The organism is Bacillus sp. V3B (assembly GCF_024494465.1).
Classification (GTDB): Bacteria; Bacillota; Bacilli; order Bacillales; family Cytobacillaceae; genus Bacillus_BD.
This window is the reverse complement of the sequence record NZ_JAETXM010000023.1, coordinates 22,626-44,136: the sequence shown is the minus strand read 5'-3', so window position 1 is coordinate 44,136 and position 21,511 is coordinate 22,626. Positions and strand designations below refer to the sequence as shown.

The 21,511-nt window shown below is 34.2% G+C and carries 9 protein-coding genes and 1 pseudogene; 8 read left to right on the top strand and 2 right to left on the bottom strand.

Annotated elements, in window-relative coordinates:
* The first annotated feature begins 9 nt into the window (after positions 1-9).
* From JMM81_RS18545 to JMM81_RS18520, 6 genes are all read left to right on the top strand, one after another.
* Positions 10-6,783 (top strand): leucine-rich repeat domain-containing protein, encoded by a 6,774-nt coding sequence (locus tag JMM81_RS18545; RefSeq protein ID WP_256243029.1) that lies wholly within the window; start codon positions 10-12, stop codon positions 6,781-6,783.
* Positions 6,784-7,071: 288 nt separating this feature from the next.
* Positions 7,072-7,662, top strand: a complete 591-nt coding sequence (locus JMM81_RS18540; RefSeq protein WP_256243028.1) for a class D sortase — start codon at positions 7,072-7,074, stop codon at positions 7,660-7,662.
* 240 nt (positions 7,663-7,902) lie between these two features.
* Positions 7,903-10,353, top strand: coding sequence for a SpoIID/LytB domain-containing protein (locus JMM81_RS18535; RefSeq protein ID WP_256243027.1), 2,451 nt, complete (start codon positions 7,903-7,905; stop codon positions 10,351-10,353).
* Between the two features lie 184 nt (positions 10,354-10,537).
* A complete protein-coding gene (locus tag JMM81_RS18530; RefSeq protein ID WP_256243026.1) occupies positions 10,538-12,367 on the top strand; it encodes an LTA synthase family protein in 1,830 nt (609 codons plus the stop codon).
* A 64-nt stretch (positions 12,368-12,431) separates the two neighbouring features.
* Positions 12,432-14,879, top strand: a complete 2,448-nt coding sequence (locus JMM81_RS18525) for a sulfatase-like hydrolase/transferase (protein ID WP_256243025.1) — start codon at positions 12,432-12,434, stop codon at positions 14,877-14,879.
* A gap of 142 nt (positions 14,880-15,021) precedes the next feature.
* Entirely contained in the window at positions 15,022-16,353 is a 1,332-nt protein-coding gene (locus JMM81_RS18520; RefSeq protein ID WP_256243024.1) for a glycosyltransferase family 2 protein, read from the top strand.
* Positions 16,354-16,568: 215 nt separating this feature from the next.
* On the opposite strand, the gene tagU is transcribed toward JMM81_RS18520, so the two are convergent.
* Positions 16,569-17,504 carry a polyisoprenyl-teichoic acid--peptidoglycan teichoic acid transferase TagU gene (tagU, locus tag JMM81_RS18515; protein WP_256243023.1) on the bottom strand — a complete coding sequence of 312 codons (936 nt, stop codon included), beginning with the start codon at positions 17,502-17,504 and terminating at the stop codon, positions 16,569-16,571.
* 432 nt (positions 17,505-17,936) lie between these two features.
* On the opposite strand from tagU, the gene JMM81_RS18510 reads away from it, so the two are divergent.
* Both JMM81_RS18510 and tagH read left to right on the top strand, forming a co-directional pair.
* Positions 17,937-18,767: an ABC transporter permease gene (locus JMM81_RS18510; RefSeq protein WP_256243022.1), complete on the top strand. Its 831-nt coding sequence runs from the start codon at positions 17,937-17,939 to the stop codon at positions 18,765-18,767.
* Positions 18,768-18,782: 15 nt separating this feature from the next.
* Positions 18,783-19,574: pseudogene (tagH, locus tag JMM81_RS18505) on the top strand (teichoic acids export ABC transporter ATP-binding subunit TagH); the annotation flags it as partial.
* A 107-nt stretch (positions 19,575-19,681) separates the two neighbouring features.
* Here tagH and JMM81_RS18500 read toward each other — a convergent pair.
* Positions 19,682-21,226, bottom strand: coding sequence for a glycosyltransferase family 2 protein (locus tag JMM81_RS18500; RefSeq protein ID WP_256243021.1), 1,545 nt, complete (start codon positions 21,224-21,226; stop codon positions 19,682-19,684).
* Positions 21,227-21,511: the final 285 nt, after the last annotated feature.

The window sequence follows — 21,511 nt, the reverse complement described above, 5'->3', positions numbered from 1 at the left end:
AGTCTTTTTATGAAAGTAAAGAAATGGCTTCATATATTTGTGATCTTTATGATGATCATGACCTATTTAGTACCTGTTTCAACTGTGATTGCCAAAGAGATGGATATTCAGGTTGATCTGAAGGATCCGGTACTAAAGGATCAAGCAATAAGTCTTTCGTTTGATGTTAGTTACCCCACATCTATGGAGAATATTGATAAAATTGAACTGATAAAAAATGGTGATGTTTTACCAATAAATCAAGAATCTGAGATTAGTAGTGAATTGGGGGATGACGATAGAAAACTTTTGTCTTATTCCTATGTTGATCCTCTTCATGAAGAAATTTCAGAGATTACATATGCTATTCGTGTAACTGCGGGTACAATGGTTGCAGAAAGTAGTCCTAAAATATGGAGTTCTCCAGAAAAGGAAAACACAGAACTACCTTCAGACAATGGCACTGCAGCCTTAGAAGCAGAAGAAGTCAAAACTGAAATAGAAGAAATGCCACTCTCCACTGAAAATGAGACTGATTCAGTTGATCCTTTACAGGCCGCTGAACTAGAGAGTAGTGAATTAGTTGATCCTGCACAACCTGCTGAACTAGAGAGTGAGGATCTAGTTGACCCCGGTTCAGAACCGGTTGTTTTTATTGATGACAATTTAAAAGAAGCTGTAAAGGAACATTTAGGAATTTCTGATGATGAAGTGACAGTTTCTGATATGAAACATCTTGAAATTTTTGATGGGAATGACAGAGGAATTACCGATTTAACGGGACTTGAGTATGCAACAAACTTAAGTGTACTCGTTGTTCAAAATAATCCAATTAGTCAATTAGAACCGATCCTAGATTTACGTAAGATTTATCAACTTGATTTAAGTTTCACAGATATTCCTTCGATTGAAGGAATTGAGCAATTAAGTGACTTATGGGAAGTTAGTATTACAGGAACAAAGGTAACTGATTTAAGCCCGTTCTTAAACCTACCAAATTTAACCATGCTTGAAATAAGAGATATTCCTGTCGATTATACGACGGATGAACAGGCGCGTGATGTTATTACAACATTAGAGGAAAACGGGGTGAAAGTATTTTATGACCCTGCTGTATCAATTTCCTTTATGGATTGGACTTTAGGAGAAGATTTCATTTCTCTGGATTGGAGCTATAGTGGATTTGAACCGGACTCTTACAAGATATATGTTGATAGTTCGGAGTATTCAACCGTACATGATAATAGCTATAAAATGACTAACTTATCGCCAGGTACTGAGTATTTTATACGTGTGGAGGCACTTAAAGGTGATGAAGTATATGCCTTTGTAGATAACGCTTTTTCTACGAAATCTGAGCCTGTGGGAGAAGTTGTTACTTTTGAAGATTCCCAGTTAGAGGAAGCCGTTCGTGAACAGCTACAAATTTATGATAGGGAATTGTATAAAAGTGATGTAGAACCCATTTTTTATCTGAATGCCGATTATTATAATATAGCTTCCTTACAAGGAATAGAAAATTTAGTTAACCTAGAATCCCTGAATTTAGGGGGGAACAGTATTACAGATCTATCTCCGTTAAAGGATCTAGAGGAACTATATTATATTTCTGTATGGAACAATCCAATTTCAGATATATCCCTGCTGAAAGACATGCAGGCATTAGACTCTTTAGATATATCTGGCACTAAAGTTTCCGATATTTCAACTCTTAAAGAGATTCCTAATTTATATTGGGTCAATATTCAGGATATCTCTATCGATTTCTATCAAGATCAAACAGCGAGAAACATTATAGAAGAGTTAGAAGCTAAAGATATTCTTGTAGAATATAGAGAGTCGGGTTATATTTATTCGTTTAATACTCCTAAAGCGGATGATCAAAGTATTTATTTAGATTGGTACTATAGTGGTAAAGATGAGCCAACATCGTATAAAATTTTTGTAGATAACGAAGAAGTGGCAGAAATGGAAGGTTGGGATTATACAATCAAAGGTCTCCAGCCTGAGACAACGTATTCTATTAAAGTAGTTGCTGTATTTGGAACTTTTACAGAAGAAGAAGAAATGGAAATAGACGTAACGACTCTTCCAGCTCCTTCTGGAGAAGAAGTAATGATAGAAGATCGTAATCTGGAAAAAGCAATAAAAGAAGAACTTTGGATAAACGATCGTGAATTAAAAGAAAGTGATATGGAAAAATTAACCTATCTATATGCAGGCTATAGTAATATCAGCTCTCTTGTTGGTCTTGAGAGGGCTATTAATCTACAAGGACTTTATATAGGTGGTAATGAAATTTCAAATCTTAGTCCATTAGCTAAGCTTACTAAATTAGAAGATCTTTCTTTAAGTGATAACAAGATTAGTGATCTTGCAAGTCTTGAGGATTTAACATCGCTACAATCATTATCACTAGACTATAATCGAATAAGTGATGTAAGTCCCTTGGCAGGATTAACATCTTTAGAATATTTAGGTTTATACGATAATCGGATCACTGATATTTCACCATTAAGTGGTTTATCAGCTTTGACTGAATTAAGTATAGAATCAAATACTATTAAGGATGCGAGCCCTTTAAGTAGTTTATCTAATTTACAGTATCTGTATTTATATAGTAACCCCATTACAAATATTGATACGTTACAGTCACTGCAGAATCTAGTATTAGTCAATTTATCAAATACAAAGCTTGATCTTACTGCAGGGTCACAAGCATCTACCGTTATCCAAGAGCTTCGTGGTCATGGTGTAGATGTTTACACTACAGATGAGGACTACTACGGAACCCTTCATTTAGAAGCATCAGAGATTACGGACCAGTCAGTAAAAGTAGAGTGGGCTGGAAACGTTGATCCGACAACAGTTAAATCTGCAAAACTAACTGTCTATTCATATGGTAGCGTTTTTGATGATGTATATAATGATGTATACAACGATGTGTATAATGATGTCTATGGAGGGCCGTCCATAGTAGCCGAGCATATCATTGAATATGGTGATTATTCCTATACGATTGAAGGCCTTGATCCGTCAACAAGATACTCGATTGTGGCGGATGTTGTAAATGATGAGGACGACCACTTTAGTAGTAGTACATATATCGATACTAGATGGTCGGAGGAAAATAATGTAGAAGATGTTTCTTTTAAAATCACTGATAAAGATGATAAGCCAGTTCGTGGTATTGATATGTCAATCGAAGGTGAAGACGAAACCAATAGTAACATCTTTTTATATGGTTATACGGACGAAAAGGGATTATTCTTCCCTTATGAAAGACAAGATACATCATTTGAATTACCGAAAGGAACATACTCGGTCTATATTTATGGAGGAGAGGAGTATGGTGCTCTTTTACATGAAGTTGACGTGACAAGTGATGGTGTTTATCCAATTGAAATTCAAGTTGAAAAGCTTGATATCAAAACAACGACGGTAACCTTTTCAATAAAAGATTCAAATGGCAATCCCGTTAAGAGTCTGGACTACTTGTCTCTCCAAAGTACAGAGACGATTAACAAGACTGGATATTATCTTGGATCATACTATGAGTGGTCTGTAGGTTCAGACGATGGTATTTATTCAATTGACGATGTAGCCATAGCGGATGATTATGTGATAAACATTGGTTCTAATAGCTACAAAGTTTGGACAAGCTCAAAAGAATCTATTAAAGAAAATGAAAGATTTTTTATTACACTTGATAAAGGTGCTGAATTAAAGGCCAATGTGACAACAGCTGATGGCAAGTCACCAGTTGGTGGATGGTTTAGCATTTCAGGCCCGACAACCAGTGCATATGGTTCCTTTGAACAAGCAGGAGAGATTTATGCGGCAGGACTTAATGTTGAAGATGTAACAATTGAAATTGAATTACCTGGTTACATAACTTACAAATCTTCGATTCCAGCATCTCAATTTGTAGATGATATAGCTGAAATAGAAGATATTGTATTACAACCAGAACAATTTATTGATGGTCATGTATATAAGGCTGCAGCAAATGAACCGGTTAAACATGCATCCGTGCAAGTGTATGAAGAAGGCAGCAAATGGGGGTCATACTATACACGAACAGATGCGAACGGTTATTTCAAAGTACATGGTGTGAAGCCAGGTAATTATAAAGTTGTGATTGATGCCTATAATTTACCTTCTAAGACTTTACAACAAGTTGGAGCAGGATCAACTATTGATATTTTCTTAACTCAAGAAGCAACAGGGGCGTTTGCAGGTGAGGGAAATACATTTGTTGCATCGAAAAGCTCAGCGGTCCCGGGAGAAACAGTGGAATATCGTTTGAATTATTCAAATCAAGGTGAAGCTGTTCAAAATGTAGAATTTTCCTTTGCTCTTTCAGATGAAGTTGAATTGATTAGTGATTCCTTGTTGGTGTCCAATCAGGATGTGACAACAAGTCAATTTACCCTAAATAATGTGATTACTTTAAATGAAGTTGCGGCAGAAGAAACAGGAACAATTTCATTTAAAGCAAAAGTAAAAGAAACAGCACAAGAAAACCTTGTTTCTTCAGCAACGATTAAGTCTGGTCAAGAAACAGTGAATCTAAATAATTCAGTTTCTCTCATTTATGTTACGTTAAATGGACCAGAGGTTACTTCTGAAGAAATGGTTAAAGTATATGGTAGTGCGAAACCAGGAAGTCAAATTCAAATTTATGATGGAAATGTTCTATTAGCAGATACAACCGTTCCGGTGAATAGTCGCTGGTGGTATGCAGATGTTCAATTGCCTATTCGTAATGGGGAAGAAAGTACACATCAATTGGTGGCAAAAGTAACGGATAATGGTCAAACCGCATCATCAGCATCTATTCGGATTGAATATAATTCCTCTGTTCCGAAACTGACTGATCTAAGTCTTACAGCTGGTTGGAACAAGGATGTTACGTTAAACCCATATACAGGTGTGGCCACGATGGCAATTGTTGAGTTTACACCAATTAAGCTTGAAGCTAAATTTGATCAATCAGTTGAAGAAGCAACCCTTCATTTCCTTGGAGAAGAATATGAATTCACCAAAAAAGGAAAGGTATATGAAGTAGAAATTCCTGGCGATTGGAGTTCATATGGTGAGCAGTTAATGGAGCTTACATTTGAAAAGAATGGAAAAGTGATTTCTATGCCAATTGTAGAGGTCATTGTATTAATTGATCCTTCAGGATATGTATTTGAAGGTAGCATGGAAAATCGTTTGCCAGGTGTTACCGCAGTGGTGGAAGAGCAGACAGATGAGGAAACATGGGAGCAATGGAATGCTGCCGCATTTGGTCAAGTAAATCCACAGGTGACAGATGAAAATGGACGATATGGATGGGATGTTATTCAAGGTAATTGGAAAGTTATTTTTAGTAAGGATGGTTATGAGTCTTACACAAGCCGAATTGTAACCGTTCCACCAGCAGAAACGGAATTAAATGTACCGCTTGTTCGGAACTATGATCCTATTATTAACAATGTGAGAGTAATTAATGGGGATCAGGCTGAATCGATGGAAGATTTGAAAGGTGGGGTTACAGTAAATAGTTCGTTCCAAGTGGAGTTTGATCGCTTAATGAATCAAGCAAATGCAGCGAATTCCATTAAGGTTATGAAAACTTCTGATGGTTCAGAGGTATCTGGTACCGTTACACCAGATCAAACGCTTAATGGTTATAAAATGAAAGCTGATCAACCTGGTTATTATGAAGAGGATGACACAATAAAGCTTTCTCAATCATTTACATTTACACCAGATTCACCGTTGAATACAGAAACAGAATATCAACTAGTCATTAGTGACGAAATGGTGGATTATGATGGAAAAGGTTTAGGTGCTGAAAAAGCATTTGAATTTACGACTGTAAATAAAGATCCAGGTGAGAATCCAGGGGAAAATGAAGGTGAAGAGCCAGGTAAAGAACCAGGGGAAAATAAAGGCGAAGAGCCAGGTAAAGAACCAGGGGAAAATGAAGGCGAAGAGCCAAGTAAAGAACCAGGGGAAAATGAAGGCGAAGAGCCAGGTAAAGAACCAAAGGAAAACGAAGGCGAAGAGCCAGGTAAGGAACCAGGGGAAAACGAAGGTGAAGAGCCAAGTAAAGAACCAGAGGAAAACGAAGATGAAGAGACAGACAGAGGTCTATCTATTCGGATTCCAAAGTCAATCATAAATATTTCAGAAAAAGCAATACCTGCTACGATAGGCGATATTGAAGTATTGTTACCATTGGAAATTCTTCCGACAGATCAGGATGTTACTTTAACGGTAACAAAAAAATCTTATAATGGTGCCATTGGGCCTGTGTTTGATTTTACTCTTGAGAGAGAAGACGGAAGTTTCATTACGAACTTTGGAGAACATCCAGTCACATTAAAATTGGTTGTCGATCCTTCCAAAGTATCTAAATGGGAAAATGTAGTTGTGTATTATATTGATGAAGATGGGAAGAAACAAGAACCAGCTATCATCCCAACAAAATATAATACAGAAAAAGGAGAAGTTTGGGCAGAAGTTTCGCACTTTAGTACGTACGGAGTGTTCGAGGTGGATCCTACAGATCCTGAAAATGGAACAAATAAAGAATCAAAAGACGATTCTAAAGAAGAAACGAAAAAGAATGATTCAACCGCAGAAAACACAAATGCTGACACAATAAATAACAATACTGAGGATGAACAAATTGAAAAAGAACTTCCAAATACAGCAACAAATCTGTATAACCTTCTATTAGTAGGACTCTTACTAATTATCGTTAGCGGAAGTATCCTAATCTACTCTTACTCGAGAAAGAGAGCATAGAAAGAAAAATCCCTCTTGAAAAATAAAATCAAGAGGGGTTTTTTGTATAATAGAGATAGAAAAGAACAAACACAGGCTACAAAAACAAACTAATTCTGTAGATCAGTAGTTAAAGAATAATAGGTTATTAAAGGCTCTGTTCAACAATCCTGTTGATATTTTAACAGCCTTTGCTGTACGCGAGCATTAAGTTATTCACGGAATAAAACATATGCTGCACACACCAAAGGTCATTTTGCAAGTCATAATCATCAACACAGTCTTATTAAAAGAAAAAGGGGTATTTGTATGAAAGGGAAAGTTCTGTTTTTTGGGATCCTTTTAGTAGGTTTAGGCATAACGATCTATGCTGTTTGGGAAATTCAAAAAGGGAAAATGTCTGTCGAAGAAACGGTCAGTGAGGCTAAAAACCTTGTTAGTAAACCGTCAGAGCCAGTCAACAATGAAAGATATACTCCAGAAAAGGGAGAAGTCGTTGGGCTGTTGGAGATCCCAAAAATCAATTCAGAGCTTGCCATTATTGAAGGAACCGACCCGGACGAGTTAGATAAAGGAGTCGGACACTATAATGGATCTTATTTTCCAGGAGAAAATGGACAAATCGTTCTTTCTGGCCATCGTGATACAGTATTCAAAAGGCTAGGTGAACTAGAACTTGGAGATGAGTTTGTCATGAATCTCCAAACCGGTGAGTTTACCTATAAAATTATAGCTACCAAAATCGTAGATGCAGATGATAGAGAGATTATCACTTTACAAAATGATCAAGAAGAATTGATTGTCACAACCTGCTATCCATTTGGTTTTATTGGAGATGCACCTGAACGATATATTATTTATGCGGAACCAATTCAAGTAGGCAAGCGGAATCATAATTAAGTTAACAGTGACTAGGTTGTCCTGAAAGTTAAAAAAAGCCAGCAGAGATAAATTGCCTCACTTCTACTCGGGGATGTATGAAAATGATCTCGGCAAAAGGATTCAAAGCAATGTAATTCCTCAATTTTCCTTAGAAAAACTTACATAACCATAAATTAGGGAATTCGATTGCTATTGAATTATTATCTCCATATAATGAAACAAGTTTGATAGTTTCATTATATAGGAGAGGGTGAGAGATTGAAGAAATTTATTCCTATTTTAGTAGCCTTTAATTTTCTAGTAGCACTTTGTTTTTCTGGCGGGAATATTTCTGCATCAAGTTCTACAAGTTCACAGATTAACGTTAAATTATCAGCTTATCTAGGAAATCAAAGCTCCGTTAACATCTCTATTACTGGTAATTATCAAGTAGTAGGAGATGCTTCTGCTTTAAGCGGAGCATATGTGATTAAAGTGGAATCAGGACAACTGGTTTTATATAAAAACGGGACAAAAGTTAAAAACTATGGAGGATCCTTAACGGTAAATCCACAAGTTTATAATACGCAAAATATGATTTCGATTAATGGAAGAAAATATTTAGGAACAATGAGATTTGAAGTAGAAAGCGGAAAATATGTTAGGCCTTACAACACTCTGCCAGTCGAAGACTATCTTAAAGGTGTGGTCTCACAGGAAATGAGTCCTTCATGGGGGAGTATTGGCGGGATGGATGCGCTAAAGGCACAAGCAATTGCCGCAAGAACATATGCGCAAGGTGTAAGTCCTATTGATGATGGACAAACCGATCAAGTATATACGGGATATTATTGGTATGAAAATACGAATCAAGCAATAGAAGCCACTCAAGGTTTAGTTCTCAAATATAATGGACAAGTGATTGGAGCCAATGCCCTATACTCTTCAAGTAATGGTGGTAAAACACTATCAAAAGTAAACTCTTGGGGAGATGCTTCATGGAATCATATCCCCTATTTGCAAGTAAAAGAGGACCCCTATGATACGAGAAGTTCTAGTCTAGGAAATAAAAATGTAGATTGGAATTTCTCCCTTACAAAGAATCAAATTGGTTTAACTGGCTTAGACCTTTCACAACCAGCACTATGGTGGAATGAAAAAAAGGAAATAAGTGCAGATGCCTCTATTTTAACGAATATTAAAAATTGGCTACACGCAAATGGCCATATTGATAAAAAATATGAAATTAAAATTGTAAGTGTTCCAGCATTTTCATTTGATTTACATGTACCTGCTAATCAGACGATTAATGGTCAAATGACGCTCAACTATCTGTTGAGAGATACAACTACAAATCAATATGCTATGGAAAATGGACAGATTAAGACATTTTCTAAAACGATTCATACACGAGCGTATACGTTTAGAAGTATGATCAATTCAAGTATTATGAAGAGTCCTTATATAAAGAGTGTTCAAGATGATGGAACAAAAATCACCATTAATGGTGGAGGTTGGGGACACGGAATTGGAATGAGTCAATATGGTGCATTCCAAATGTCTAAAGAAGGAAAGACCTATAGAGAGATTCTTAACTTTTATTACCCAGGTACAAGCATTGAAGATGTACTGGGTCCAACCGTATCAAATCTCCAAACAACGGTGAATGATGATCAAGTGGTTACGTTTAGCTATTATCTTGATGAGGAATCAACGACAACAGTTACGTTAAATAGTCCTCAAAAAAATATTTTATCAAGTAAGGTACAAGCAAAAGGAAACACCCAATTTACTTGGGATGCAAGTTCCTTACCATCTGGTAACTATAGTTTTACACTTGTAACGAAAGATAAAGGTGGAAACAGTTCCCAAGTAGCTGGGAGTTTTACAATAACGAAAAAAGCAGAAGAGCCGGAAGTAATAGAAGAAAATGAAGGAAAAGACGTATCACCTCCTGAAGATACTGAAGAACAGGAGCCAACAAAACTTACTTTAACAGCACCCGTAACCTATTTATATAGTGGTCCTAATGGTGTTGGTAAGACAGGACATACTTTATCACCGCAAACCGTTTCTGTCTTATCGCGGCAAGGTGATTGGTATGAAATTAAGACATGGGTAGGTCCAAAATGGATTGAAGTCAAAACGGAGTCGATACTAGAAGAAAATAATGAGTCTAGTGAAGTTCCGATGAAATTAACTTTATTGAATAGAACAAATCTATACTCATCAGCAAATACAGCTTATTATATTGGCTCATCACTCTCCCCACAAACGGTAACAGCAGTGGAAACAAAAGGAGAATGGTTTAAAATTAAGACATGGCTTGGTGAAAAGTGGATTAAACCAGAACGCTATAGTATGGCAGTGGCTAAAAAAATCACTGTGACTAGTAGAATGAATCTTTACAATAATCCATCAACAGAAAAAGCAGTAAATTCTATTGCACCGCAAACTGTAAATGTCATTGCTGAAATTCCTAACACTGGTTGGTATCAAATTAAAACTTGGATAGGTCCAAAGTGGATTAAACAAGATGTTCCTAAACAACCAGTGAACCAAAGTATTACATTAAAAACTCGAACAGATTTATATCATAATCCAGATCTAGGAGACAAACCATTTAGTTCATTATCACCTCAAACAGTAAAAACGATTAATAAGCTAGGAAATACTGGATGGTATGAAATTAAGACATGGGTAGGTCCAAAATGGATTAGTTTAAACTAGAAGAGCGAAATGCTCTTCTTTTTTCATTTAGAGTAAGAGGGAGAATTCCGATTCCTTTTCTTCTTCGTTATATTTTTGAAAATTTACACATATTAATAAATAGCCAGGCACCTCTATTACTGAATAAAGGATTTTGATATCTCCCATAATATAAGGAAAAAATTTAGTCAATGTAGGTGTTCAAATGAATTTTGTGTTACCTTCTATCTTTTTATTTTCTGTTTCTATGCTATTAAAAATAATATTAATCAATTGGTTGCTTTTTGAGGAAGTGAATGTTTCATTTGTTTTGCATGAAATAGCTGTTGTGATCATTTTGTTCGGCATTTTAGAGATCCTATTATTTTCTCGTTTAGAAAAAAAGCTCACCTTGTATTTTCTTAGTACCTTTTTTATTTCTATTATTTATGTAAGCGTGTTAGTTTATAATAATTATTATGGAGCTATTCCTACCTTTTCTGCGTTTAAACAAGTAGGTCAACTTGGAACACTTACCGATAGTATTTTTGACTTAGTCCGCCCCGTTTATATCCTGTTTATTATTGATTTTCCATTTCTACTACTAGGGTTTTTGTTATATAGGGAAGTTTCAGAGTCAAAGGTTATTTCAAGGAAGGGTATCTATTTAACTGTGATTGTCTCTATCTCTGTACTGTGTGTGTTTTATACGATGCAATCGCGGTCAGCAGTGATAAATGAAAAGAAAATTGTCCATAATATGGGAGTTCTTAATAATAGCTTGTATACGGTTCTTCCGATTCATAAAGATTATGCGAAGGAACAAGAATACACCATTACACAAGATTTAATTAATGAAATAAAAAATATTAATCCCAAAAATCATCTATCCTTATTTGGGAAAGCGATGAACAAAAATGTAATCGTGGTACAACTCGAGGCTTTTCAAAATTTTCCTATCCACAAAAAGGTAGATCAACAAGAAATCACCCCGAATTTGAATAAGCTTCTTCAAACCAGTTATTATTTCCCTAATATTTTTCAGCAAATTGGTAAGGGCAACACTGCAGATGCAGAATTCATTGTTAATACCTCTTTGTATCCTGTTGGTGATCAAGCTATGTCACAAGAATATGGTCATAAGAATATTCCAAGCTTTCCTAAATTATTAGAAGAAAAGGGTTACACTACGTTGACATTACATACGAATGATGTTGAATATTGGAACAGAGATGAAATGTATCAAGCTTTAGGGTTTGATCAAGTGTATGATAAAAAGTTCTTTGGTACAGAAGATGTTATTTCCTTCGGGGCTTCTGATGAAGTCTTATATACAAAAACGTTACAACAATTAAGGGATTTGCAGCGTAGGGGAGAAAAATTTTATGCGAATATCATTGCAATGTCTAGCCATCATCCTTTCAAAATTCCATCCAATAAGGTGCAGTTGAACCTACCAGCAAAATTTGAAAATACAAATACCGGGGATTATTTACAAGCAGTTCATTATGCAGACTATGCTCTTGGTCAATTTATTCAAGGATTGAAGGAAAACAACATATGGGAGGATGTATTACTTGTTGTTTATGGAGATCATTATGGATTGCAGTTAAAAACCGAACAAGATAAAAAATTGGTCAATGAGATAATAGGACAGGATTATCATGATTATTTAGATGCGTTCAATATTCCATTAATTATCAGCCTTCCGGACCAATTAAAAGGAAAGGAGATTCATTCCATTGGAGGACAGGTCGACATTATGCCATCGATGGCTACGCTGCTAGGGGTTTCTTTAAATCAAATCCACTTTGGTCAGGATTTATTTAATTATCCTGATAATTTGTTAGGCAATCGTTTTTATCTGCCAACAGGTTCGTTTATCAATAATGATATCTTATTTATTCCGGGTGATAAATTTCAGGATGGTACAGCTGTATCCATTATGACAAAACAACCAGTAGAGGAGTTTCAAAAATACTCTGTAGACTTTGAGAGAGTCTTATCCTTAATGCAAATATCTGATCAATATATGAACTCATTGCCTGATCGATGAGCAGATAAAGTTACGTACAGGATCCAAAGTATGAAATATGGCAATATGGGAAGGAGTGTGAATGGTGGAAAGTACTGAAGAACCTAGCGACATTGAAAAGGTGAAAAGGAAAAATAAACCGAAGCTTCCTAAGGTAACCATAATTCTAGTAGCCTTTAACCTCATTATGTTTATAGTACCTTTGTTGACGGTGTTAGGTATAACCGTACTAAATAAAGGTGGAATGATGGAAGGTGTGAAGTGGTTTCTCACTCACCCTTTAGAAGTTTTCTTTAATTATTTAATTGCTTTTGGGATTATTAATATCTTTCTATTTTTCTTGAAATCAAAATCATACTTAATCGTTGCTCTTTTGGTAATGGGACTGTTATCCATTTTGGCTCATATTAGTTACACTAAAACCGATTTAAGAGGAGAGCCACTTAGTATCCTTGATTTTAGACTTTTTAGCGAAGCCGCAAATATAGTGGATGTATTATCTTTTCGTTTTTATATTCCAATTATAGTAAGTGTTATCTTGGTTTTTCTGGCTATTTCTTTTGTAATATTATTTGTAAAACTGGAAATTCCTAAACGTTCAAGAGTTTTTGCTTCTGTGGTTAGTCTTTTTATTATTATACTTGGATACGCTTCCACGATAGACTCTTTATCAAAACTAAGAATAACCATTCCTGCTGATGTTTCATGGAATCATGATACAAACGGTTTTTTGTTGGCTACATTAATAGATAGTAAATTTTTAAACATTCCTAAACCTGATAACTACAGTAAAGAAGCGATCGAAGAAATCTACAAGAACATTCAGGAAGCAACGGACGAAAAGTCAACTATTTCGAAAATAAATCCAAACATTATATTTATTATGAGTGAAGCATTTTGGGACCTATCCATAGCATCTGAATTACATTTATCTAAAGAAGTCATTCCAAACTTTAAGGAAATTTCAAACGAATCTACTTTTGGAGTTGTAGAAGTACCAAGCATAGGTGGAGGAACAGCAAATACTGAATATGAGGTTCTAACAGGATTAAGCAAAACGTTTCTTAGAAACTATAATGTTCCGTATAACCCATACAACAGTTACATACATAGACCCGTTCATTCATTGGCCACTACTTTTTCCGAATTGGACTACCATACAACGGCTATTCATACTTACCACTCGTGGTTTTATAGAAGAAATGAAGTTTACAAACACCTTGGTTTTGACAAGTTCACTTCATTAGAAACGTTAGGGAACAAACCTAAGATCGATGGGATGTTTACCGATGACGAAGTGATTAACGATTTGATTATAAATGAAATGAAGAAAACCGAAAATCCAGACTTTATTTATACTATAACCATGCAGGGACACGGGCCTTACGATGATATGAATTCTACAGATAACGGAATTAGAGTGAAGAATACTATTAGCGACAATTCAAAGAAAATAATTGAAAACTATGCAAACAACATATATGAAGTCGATGAAGCTTTTGGGAGATTAATTGACACTCTTAGAAACTTTGAAGAACCCACTTTAGTTGTTTATTTCGGAGACCATATCCCACCTTTAGGAAATGATGTATATAAAGAAATACATTTTGACACTGAGGGTAATTTCGGAAAGAAAACGCCTGTTTTAGTTTGGAGCAATTATGAGGAATTAAACGATGAAATAAACTTTCATGTAAACATGTTAGGTTCTTATGTATTAGATAAGGTTGGAGTAACTAGCAATCCTTATATGAATTATTTAAACGCATACTCAAAAGTTTCTCCATCTATCACCCCAGAGGAAAACGAAGATTTCTACCGTGATTTCGAATTACTGCAGTACGACATTATGCATGGTGAACAATATTTTTATGAATTGGTTGGACAACCTCAAGTCAGCGATCAATACTCCATCGGTGAACCGATGAAAATAGAACAAACCTTTGTAGAGGGAAAAAACACTCAATATATGTTCATCATTGCTGGAAATAGTATTGGTCATACTTCCGTTGCGTACTTAAATGGAGTAGAAATGAATACTCATGTAAAAGATGGAAGTAAGGTGGTATTTTCAATTCCTAAAGACGATATCAATGAAGAAAAACCAGTCAAACTGATTGTTAAATTGATGGACAGTAGAGGGAAAGTAATCAAGGAGTCTAATACCTTAGAATATGAAAATATTGCTCATGTATTTGAAAATCAACAACTAAACATGACATTATTATGGGAAACAATTGTATTAGATGGTGAAAAGAAATGGGAGGTATTCTCTTCGCACAATGGTTATAAAATTGTGAGATTAAACCTTGGGTTAGAAGAGGTTCCTTATTACGTTGAATTTCAAAACAAGGTATTAACCGATAAGAATACTGATACGATGAATGAAGCGAATCTAAGCGATATTTATCCAAATGGATACCTATATATTTCTGTTTCGGATGAAAATAGCGGTTGGGGAAAAAATATAACGCAAAAAGAAATAACCAAATATTTCAATGAACATAAATATATCTTAAACATATTAAAATAATAAAAAAGATCTGTCCCTAGAAGTCAATAAAAATTGATTTCTAGGACAACGCTCACTGTATGAACTCATTGCCTGATCCAAAGTATAAAATATAGCAATCTGGGAAGGATTTAATTAAAGGTTGTATATTAGGAGGTGGAAAATGGATCTTTTAGTGAAGGTCTTTTTTGCGATACTTATCTTATTATCCGTTTATGTTTATGGTCTTACGGCATACTATGTATTTCTATCCCTATTTGGATTTGGAAAAGCGAAAAGGGACTATGAGATTATAGAGGACAAAACTAAATTCTTAATTCTTGTCGCAGCACATAATGAAGAAAAGGTAATAGGTTCTACCATCGATAATTTAAAGCAAATTAATTATCGAAAGGATCTCTTTGATATTTATGTGGTCAATGATAATAGCACCGATCGAACAGGAGAAATATGTCATGAAAAAGGAATGAAGTCCATTGATACAAGTGAAAAATTATTTCCGCGTGAAGGTGTAGGGAAGCCAGCAGGTTTACAATATGCTCTTCGTTATTTAGGGTTTAAAGATTTATCAAAAGAGTACGATTGTCTCATGATATTAGATGCGGATAATCATGTCGATTCTGATGTATTACGTGAATTGAACTCTCAGTATATCGCAAAAGATAAACCTGAAGCGATTCAAATCTACTTAGATTCAAAGAATTCAACTTCAAACTTATCATTAGGGTATGCGATGAGCTACTATTATATCAATCGTTTTTTTCAATTAGCAAAATATCGCCTAGGACTAATTAATTCAATCGGGGGTACTGGTTTTATTGTTAGAATGGACTATCTTATGAAACATGGTGGCTTTAGTTTCCGATCTTTAACAGAAGATATTGAATTAGAAATGGAAATCGTTCGGGATAATGGTCGAGTTCTATGGAACCACTTTGTTCGGGTATACGATGAAAAGCCTGACAATTTTAAGATTAGCCTTAAACAACGTACAAGATGGTCGCAAGGTCACTGGTTTGTTGCTTTTACGAACTTTAAGCCAATGATGAAAAAGCTACTTACCGAAAAAGGGAAGATTAAAATCATTGACCAATTGATTTATTTATTTGGAATGGCAAGAGCTGTTCAAATGACCATTATTATATTTGGGCTTTTAGTTTCCCTTGGTTATGCTGCTTTTTCAGCCAATGCTACGATCCCTGCAGTAGGGGAACAAGCTGTAACTTGGCTATTTGGTACAAGTTTCTTTACTTTGCTTTTGTTTACCTATCAATTTATTGTTTGTATGTATTATGCTGTGAAAATGGATACAAAGCAAAAGTTTAAATTCTTCCGTATAACGTATTCCATTTTCTTCTATGCCTATACCTTTATCTATGCACAAGTTGTTGGACTATTAAAGTGGAGACAACAACATACATGGGTAAAAACAGAACATAATAAAACCGAAGTTGATCATAAAAGAGGTCAACCCATTAAAGTAAAACAAAGATAAGAAAAGGTTGTTTTCGCATAGATTGTTGTTTTCTGAATAAATGTCTAAACCCGTATGAATCAAGAGGTTGGGGCATCTTTTCGTAACTATTCTTATGTGTTCAATATCAAAATGAGTATTTCGTTTCTATTAATTGTATGAAAAGCCACAAAGTTTACGAAAAGAGCTTAAGAAAAAGACTGAAGAAGTAAATCTAACCTCTTCAGTCTTTTTCGTTATTCTTCAATTTCTAAGTGAGTTTTTAGTTCGCTTTGAATACTTTGTATTTGCTCATTAGGAACCATTAAATAATAAATTCCACTTATTTTCGTTCCTTGACCTGTCATTTGTAACTGATCAATGCTCCCGGCAGCGGTTTTATAGTTCTTCTGAATATCTAACATTTCATCAAATGTAACGTTTGTTCGAACATTTTTCCCTAATGCGTCAAAGATATTTCCAAAATTAGTTAGAGAACTGAAGCTTGCTCCTCTTTTAATAACTCCTTGGATCACTTGACGTTGTCGTTCCTGACGACCAAAATCACCGTTAGGATCTTCATAGCGCATTCTGACAAAAGATAGAGCTTGGTCCCCATTTAAATTAATTTGACCTTTAGTAAACCGGTATCCTTCTTGGGTGAATTCAAGATTATTATTTACTTGAATGCCACCAACCGCATCAACGACGTCTTTAAATCCTTCCATATTGACTTTAATATAATAATCAATCGGAATATCTAACAGATTCTCAACCGTTGCCATCGACATTTCTTCTCCACCAAACGCATAAGCATGGTTGATCTTATCGACTGTATCACGACCAATGATATCGGTTCTTGTATCGCGTGGAATACTGAGCATTTTGATTGAGTTCTGATTAGGGTTCACAGTCAGAACAATCATCGTATCCGAGCGTCCTCTATCTCCTGCACGTTCGTCAACACCTAACATTAAAACGGAAAATGGTTCTTTATTCGTTAATGTAATTTCTTCAGGTCGTTTGTCAGATTTCTCTCGTTCAATCGGTTGATGCATCGTATCTACTGCATTGGTTAAGGATTTATAAACGGTAAATGCATATGTTCCAGCACCAATGACTAAAAGTAGGAGTATGATTCCAGTGACCTTCAGCCATCGCTTGCCTTTTTTTTGTTTTCTATCTTTACGCATGATCGTATCCCTTCTTGATATATAATAAAATATCACATTCCATCATTATAATAGAATTTCTTGTCAAAACATAGTGCTTTTTGTCTATTTGTTTTTAACAAATATAGGATTAATTTTATATTAGTGTACCCCCATAAGCTTATTTCATTTTTTATGTATATAATGTAAATTGGTATAATACTTTTCTTTTTATTCATAACCTGAGTATTGAATCTTTCAGGTAAGGTGATTGAATAATAATATCACAAGCCCTTTTTATTATAGCTTTAAAATGATAAAATACTTATTCAGATAGGGTATTAAATATAAACTAACATCTGTATACGGCCGCTCCGAATTATAGATAATGAGTTGAGTTGTTACACCATATTTCTTTGAGCGAGAGATATATAATTATTAAAATTATAAAACAAACGTAGGAAGGACTATCACATGAGTTCTGTCATCACAGTTATAAAGGAACAAATTAATAACTTTTACTTAGTTAGACGTTTGTCTGTTTATGAAATGAAAAGTGCTAACAGCAACAACTATCTAGGGATCCTATGGGAAATCATTAATCCTATGATTCAAATTTCAATCTATTGGTTTGTATTTGGTTTTGGAATATTTAGTAGTACTGGTCGAGGGGATATTGAGTTAAATGGAGAATTAATACCTTATTTTCCATGGATGCTTTCAGGGATGGTTGTTTGGTTTTTTATTAACCAATCCATTACACAGGGCTCAAAATCTATTTATACTCGTATTAAGATGGTTTCGAAAATGAGTTTTCCCATGAGTGTGATTCCAACTTATGTGATTTTTTCGAAGTTGTATCAGCATTTAATGCTGCTTGTGGTTGTTCTTGTGATTTTTCAGTTTCTTGGTTATCCGATTAACATACATTATATTCAATTACTTTATTTTATTCTATCAACGGTTGTCTTTTTAGTTGTACTATCATTAATTACATCAACTTTATCAACAATTGTACGGGATTTTCAAATGTTAGTTCAGTCATTGGTTCGAATATTAATTTATTTATCACCTTTTTTATGGCCTCCCTACCATATTGAACCCACTATTATTCATACTATAATGAAGTTAAATCCTTTCTATTATTTAGCTGAAGGGTACCGTGCTTCTATATTAGGGCTATCCTGGTATCCAATTGAGCACTGGGAATATACACTCTATTTTTGGGGGATAACTTTACTGTTACTAGTTATCGGTTCTGTTTTACATGTGAAATTTAGGGATCGTTTTGTAGACTTTTTGTAATGGGACGTGAAGATAATGACTCAATCAGTAAGTTTAAAAAATGTAAGCAAACAATATAAGATATATAAGGGGACGAAGGAAAAACTTTTGGATATTATCTCTCCTAAAAGTTATGGTGAAGATTTTTATGCGATTCAAAATATAAGTTTCGAAGCGAATAAAGGGGATGTTATTGGATTTATTGGGGTTAATGGGTCAGGGAAGTCTACTTTATCCAATATTATTGCTGGAATTATCCCCCCAACATCAGGGACATTTGAAATTAATGGAAAAACAGCATTGATTGCTGTTAATGCCGGTTTAAATAATCAATTAACTGGTCGTGAAAACATTGAACTGAAGTGTTTAATGTTAGGCTTTAGTAAATCTGAAATTCGGAAGCTTGAACCGGAAATTATAGATTTTGCTGATATTGGCATTTTTATTGATCAACCAGTAAAATCTTATTCAAGCGGTATGAAGTCAAGACTGGGTTTTGCTATTTCAGTAAATATTGATCCAGATATTCTTGTTATTGATGAAGCTTTGTCAGTGGGTGATCGAATCTTTGCGGATAAATGTTTGGATAAAATGAATGAATTTAAAGAAAAGGGTAAGACCATCTTTTTTATTAGTCATTCGATTGGTCAAATGAAGAAGTTCTGTGAAAAAGCGTTATGGTTGGAATATGGTGAAGTAAAAGATTATGGGTTAATAGAGGAAGTTATGCCTAAATATGAACAGTTTTTAAAGAAATATAAAGCAATGTCTTTAGAAGAGAAAAGGCAGTTTCGTCAAGAAGCAATGGAAAGGCAAAGTGGAAAAGGAAAAGGAAAAAAATTCACCTTATCATCATGAATAAACTTTGTTCAAAATCCCTATTAATTGAAAAAAGGAAGGTGCAAAAAATGTTTTTTGAGCACCTTCCTTTTTTATTATTCTTTTTCTTTGAGAGAAAGCCCTACGTTGCCAACCTTTGTAGTATAAAATACAAAATTTCTATTGTCATAAGTTACTTGATTTTCTAGCATTCTTCTAATATTCGCCAATCGAAAACCGTCATATCGTACAAAAACACTAAATAAAGAATTATCTAACCGATTTAACTCGTTATAATTTACACGGAATTCGCCAACATTCCCATTGATTTTTAAAGGAATCTCTATTTCATTAGCTAATTGATGTCTATCTCTTATCAAAACATATTCCACTTTTGTTATACATTCCCCATAGATTTCAAATGTTTGAACATAATGATTATCTTCAACATAAGAATCCTTTGATCTTACGAATAGGTCTATAGGAATTAATTTAAAAGGGTCGTCATCACTAAATGGTGTAACTTTATAATAAGCGATACCATTCTGAATAATAATATGTTTATTTTTCTCTAATTTGTACCATTGGAATAATTCTATAAAGTCTTGATCTCTTTTTGACTCAATCAGTCTTGCGGCAACTTTATAAAGTGGTGTATCGAACATTTCAATGATATCATAAGATCGACCTTTAAGACGATAGAGTGCTTCCCTAATGATTTCTATGAACTTGAGTTTTTCCTTGCTTTTTACGAAAACAAAGCTATCACATGTTTTAACTAGATCATATTCAACTAAACGTTTCATAAAGACTTTTTCCTGCTCAAGAGGTACTTGTTTGTCGAGTATATACTTTAAAATCATCATATCGGCTGCCCTTTTGTCTAATACTTCTGTGGTCTTAGTTAATGAAGAATTATTAGTAGACAACCGATTTAAATAACAAATAGGATCTTTTATAGTTGTTACTTTAGAACACTTCGATAATACATTAAATAGAAAATACTTATCTTCCCCGAATTTCATTTCGGGAAAACGAATATTATTTTCCTTCAAAATAGATGTTCTCATTAATTTTGATTGTGGACCCATATGATAGAATAGATATGGAATATCAAATGGAGACACATGTTTTCTTACTTTATATGAGACAAACTCTGCGAGAATACTTTCTCCTTTATCTTCTACTTTCACTGTCTTACCTACAACAAAATCATCTTCTGTTTCATCCATGGTAGAAACAAGGGTTGATAGTGCGTTCTCTGCAAGCCAGTCATCTGAGTCTAAAAATATGATTTTTTCAGTAGTTGTCAATTCAATTCCTATATTTCTGGGCATTGCAGCTGTACCAGTGTTTTCCTTAAGTAGGACGACTGTAATGTTAGAGTGCATTTTAGCGTAATTCAATATGATATTTGCAGTGTCATCATTAGAGTGATCGTCTATTACTATCAATTCAATTAGCTCAAAATGTAGAGTTTGATTTAATACAGAATCAATGCAATTCTGAATATAGGAAGCTGCGTTATATGCGGCTATAACAACTGAGACTTTTCTTTCTTTTTTGAAAATCTTATTTTTAAGAGATTTAGGATTATTTAAAACTATAGTATCTTTATTTTTTAATATTTTTAGTGCCTTTTCAGATAAATGTTTATCCATATATATCACTCCATAACCTTAAAAAGTTTATCTAACCCAATGGAACAAATCAAATGTACCATAATTGATTAATTTTTTATATCGACCCTTTCATTAATGCATGTTGTTAACAATTTTAAATTAGTCTAGAATGAGATAAAAAATAGAAAAGTTTATAATTAAATTACTAATAGATGTCAAAATACAGTATAAATATACATAGGCGTTACATTTTAAATGAATAAATTTATTTTTAGTTAATTTTATTTCAAGTAATAGGATTTTTTGAGTAATTAATGATAAAAA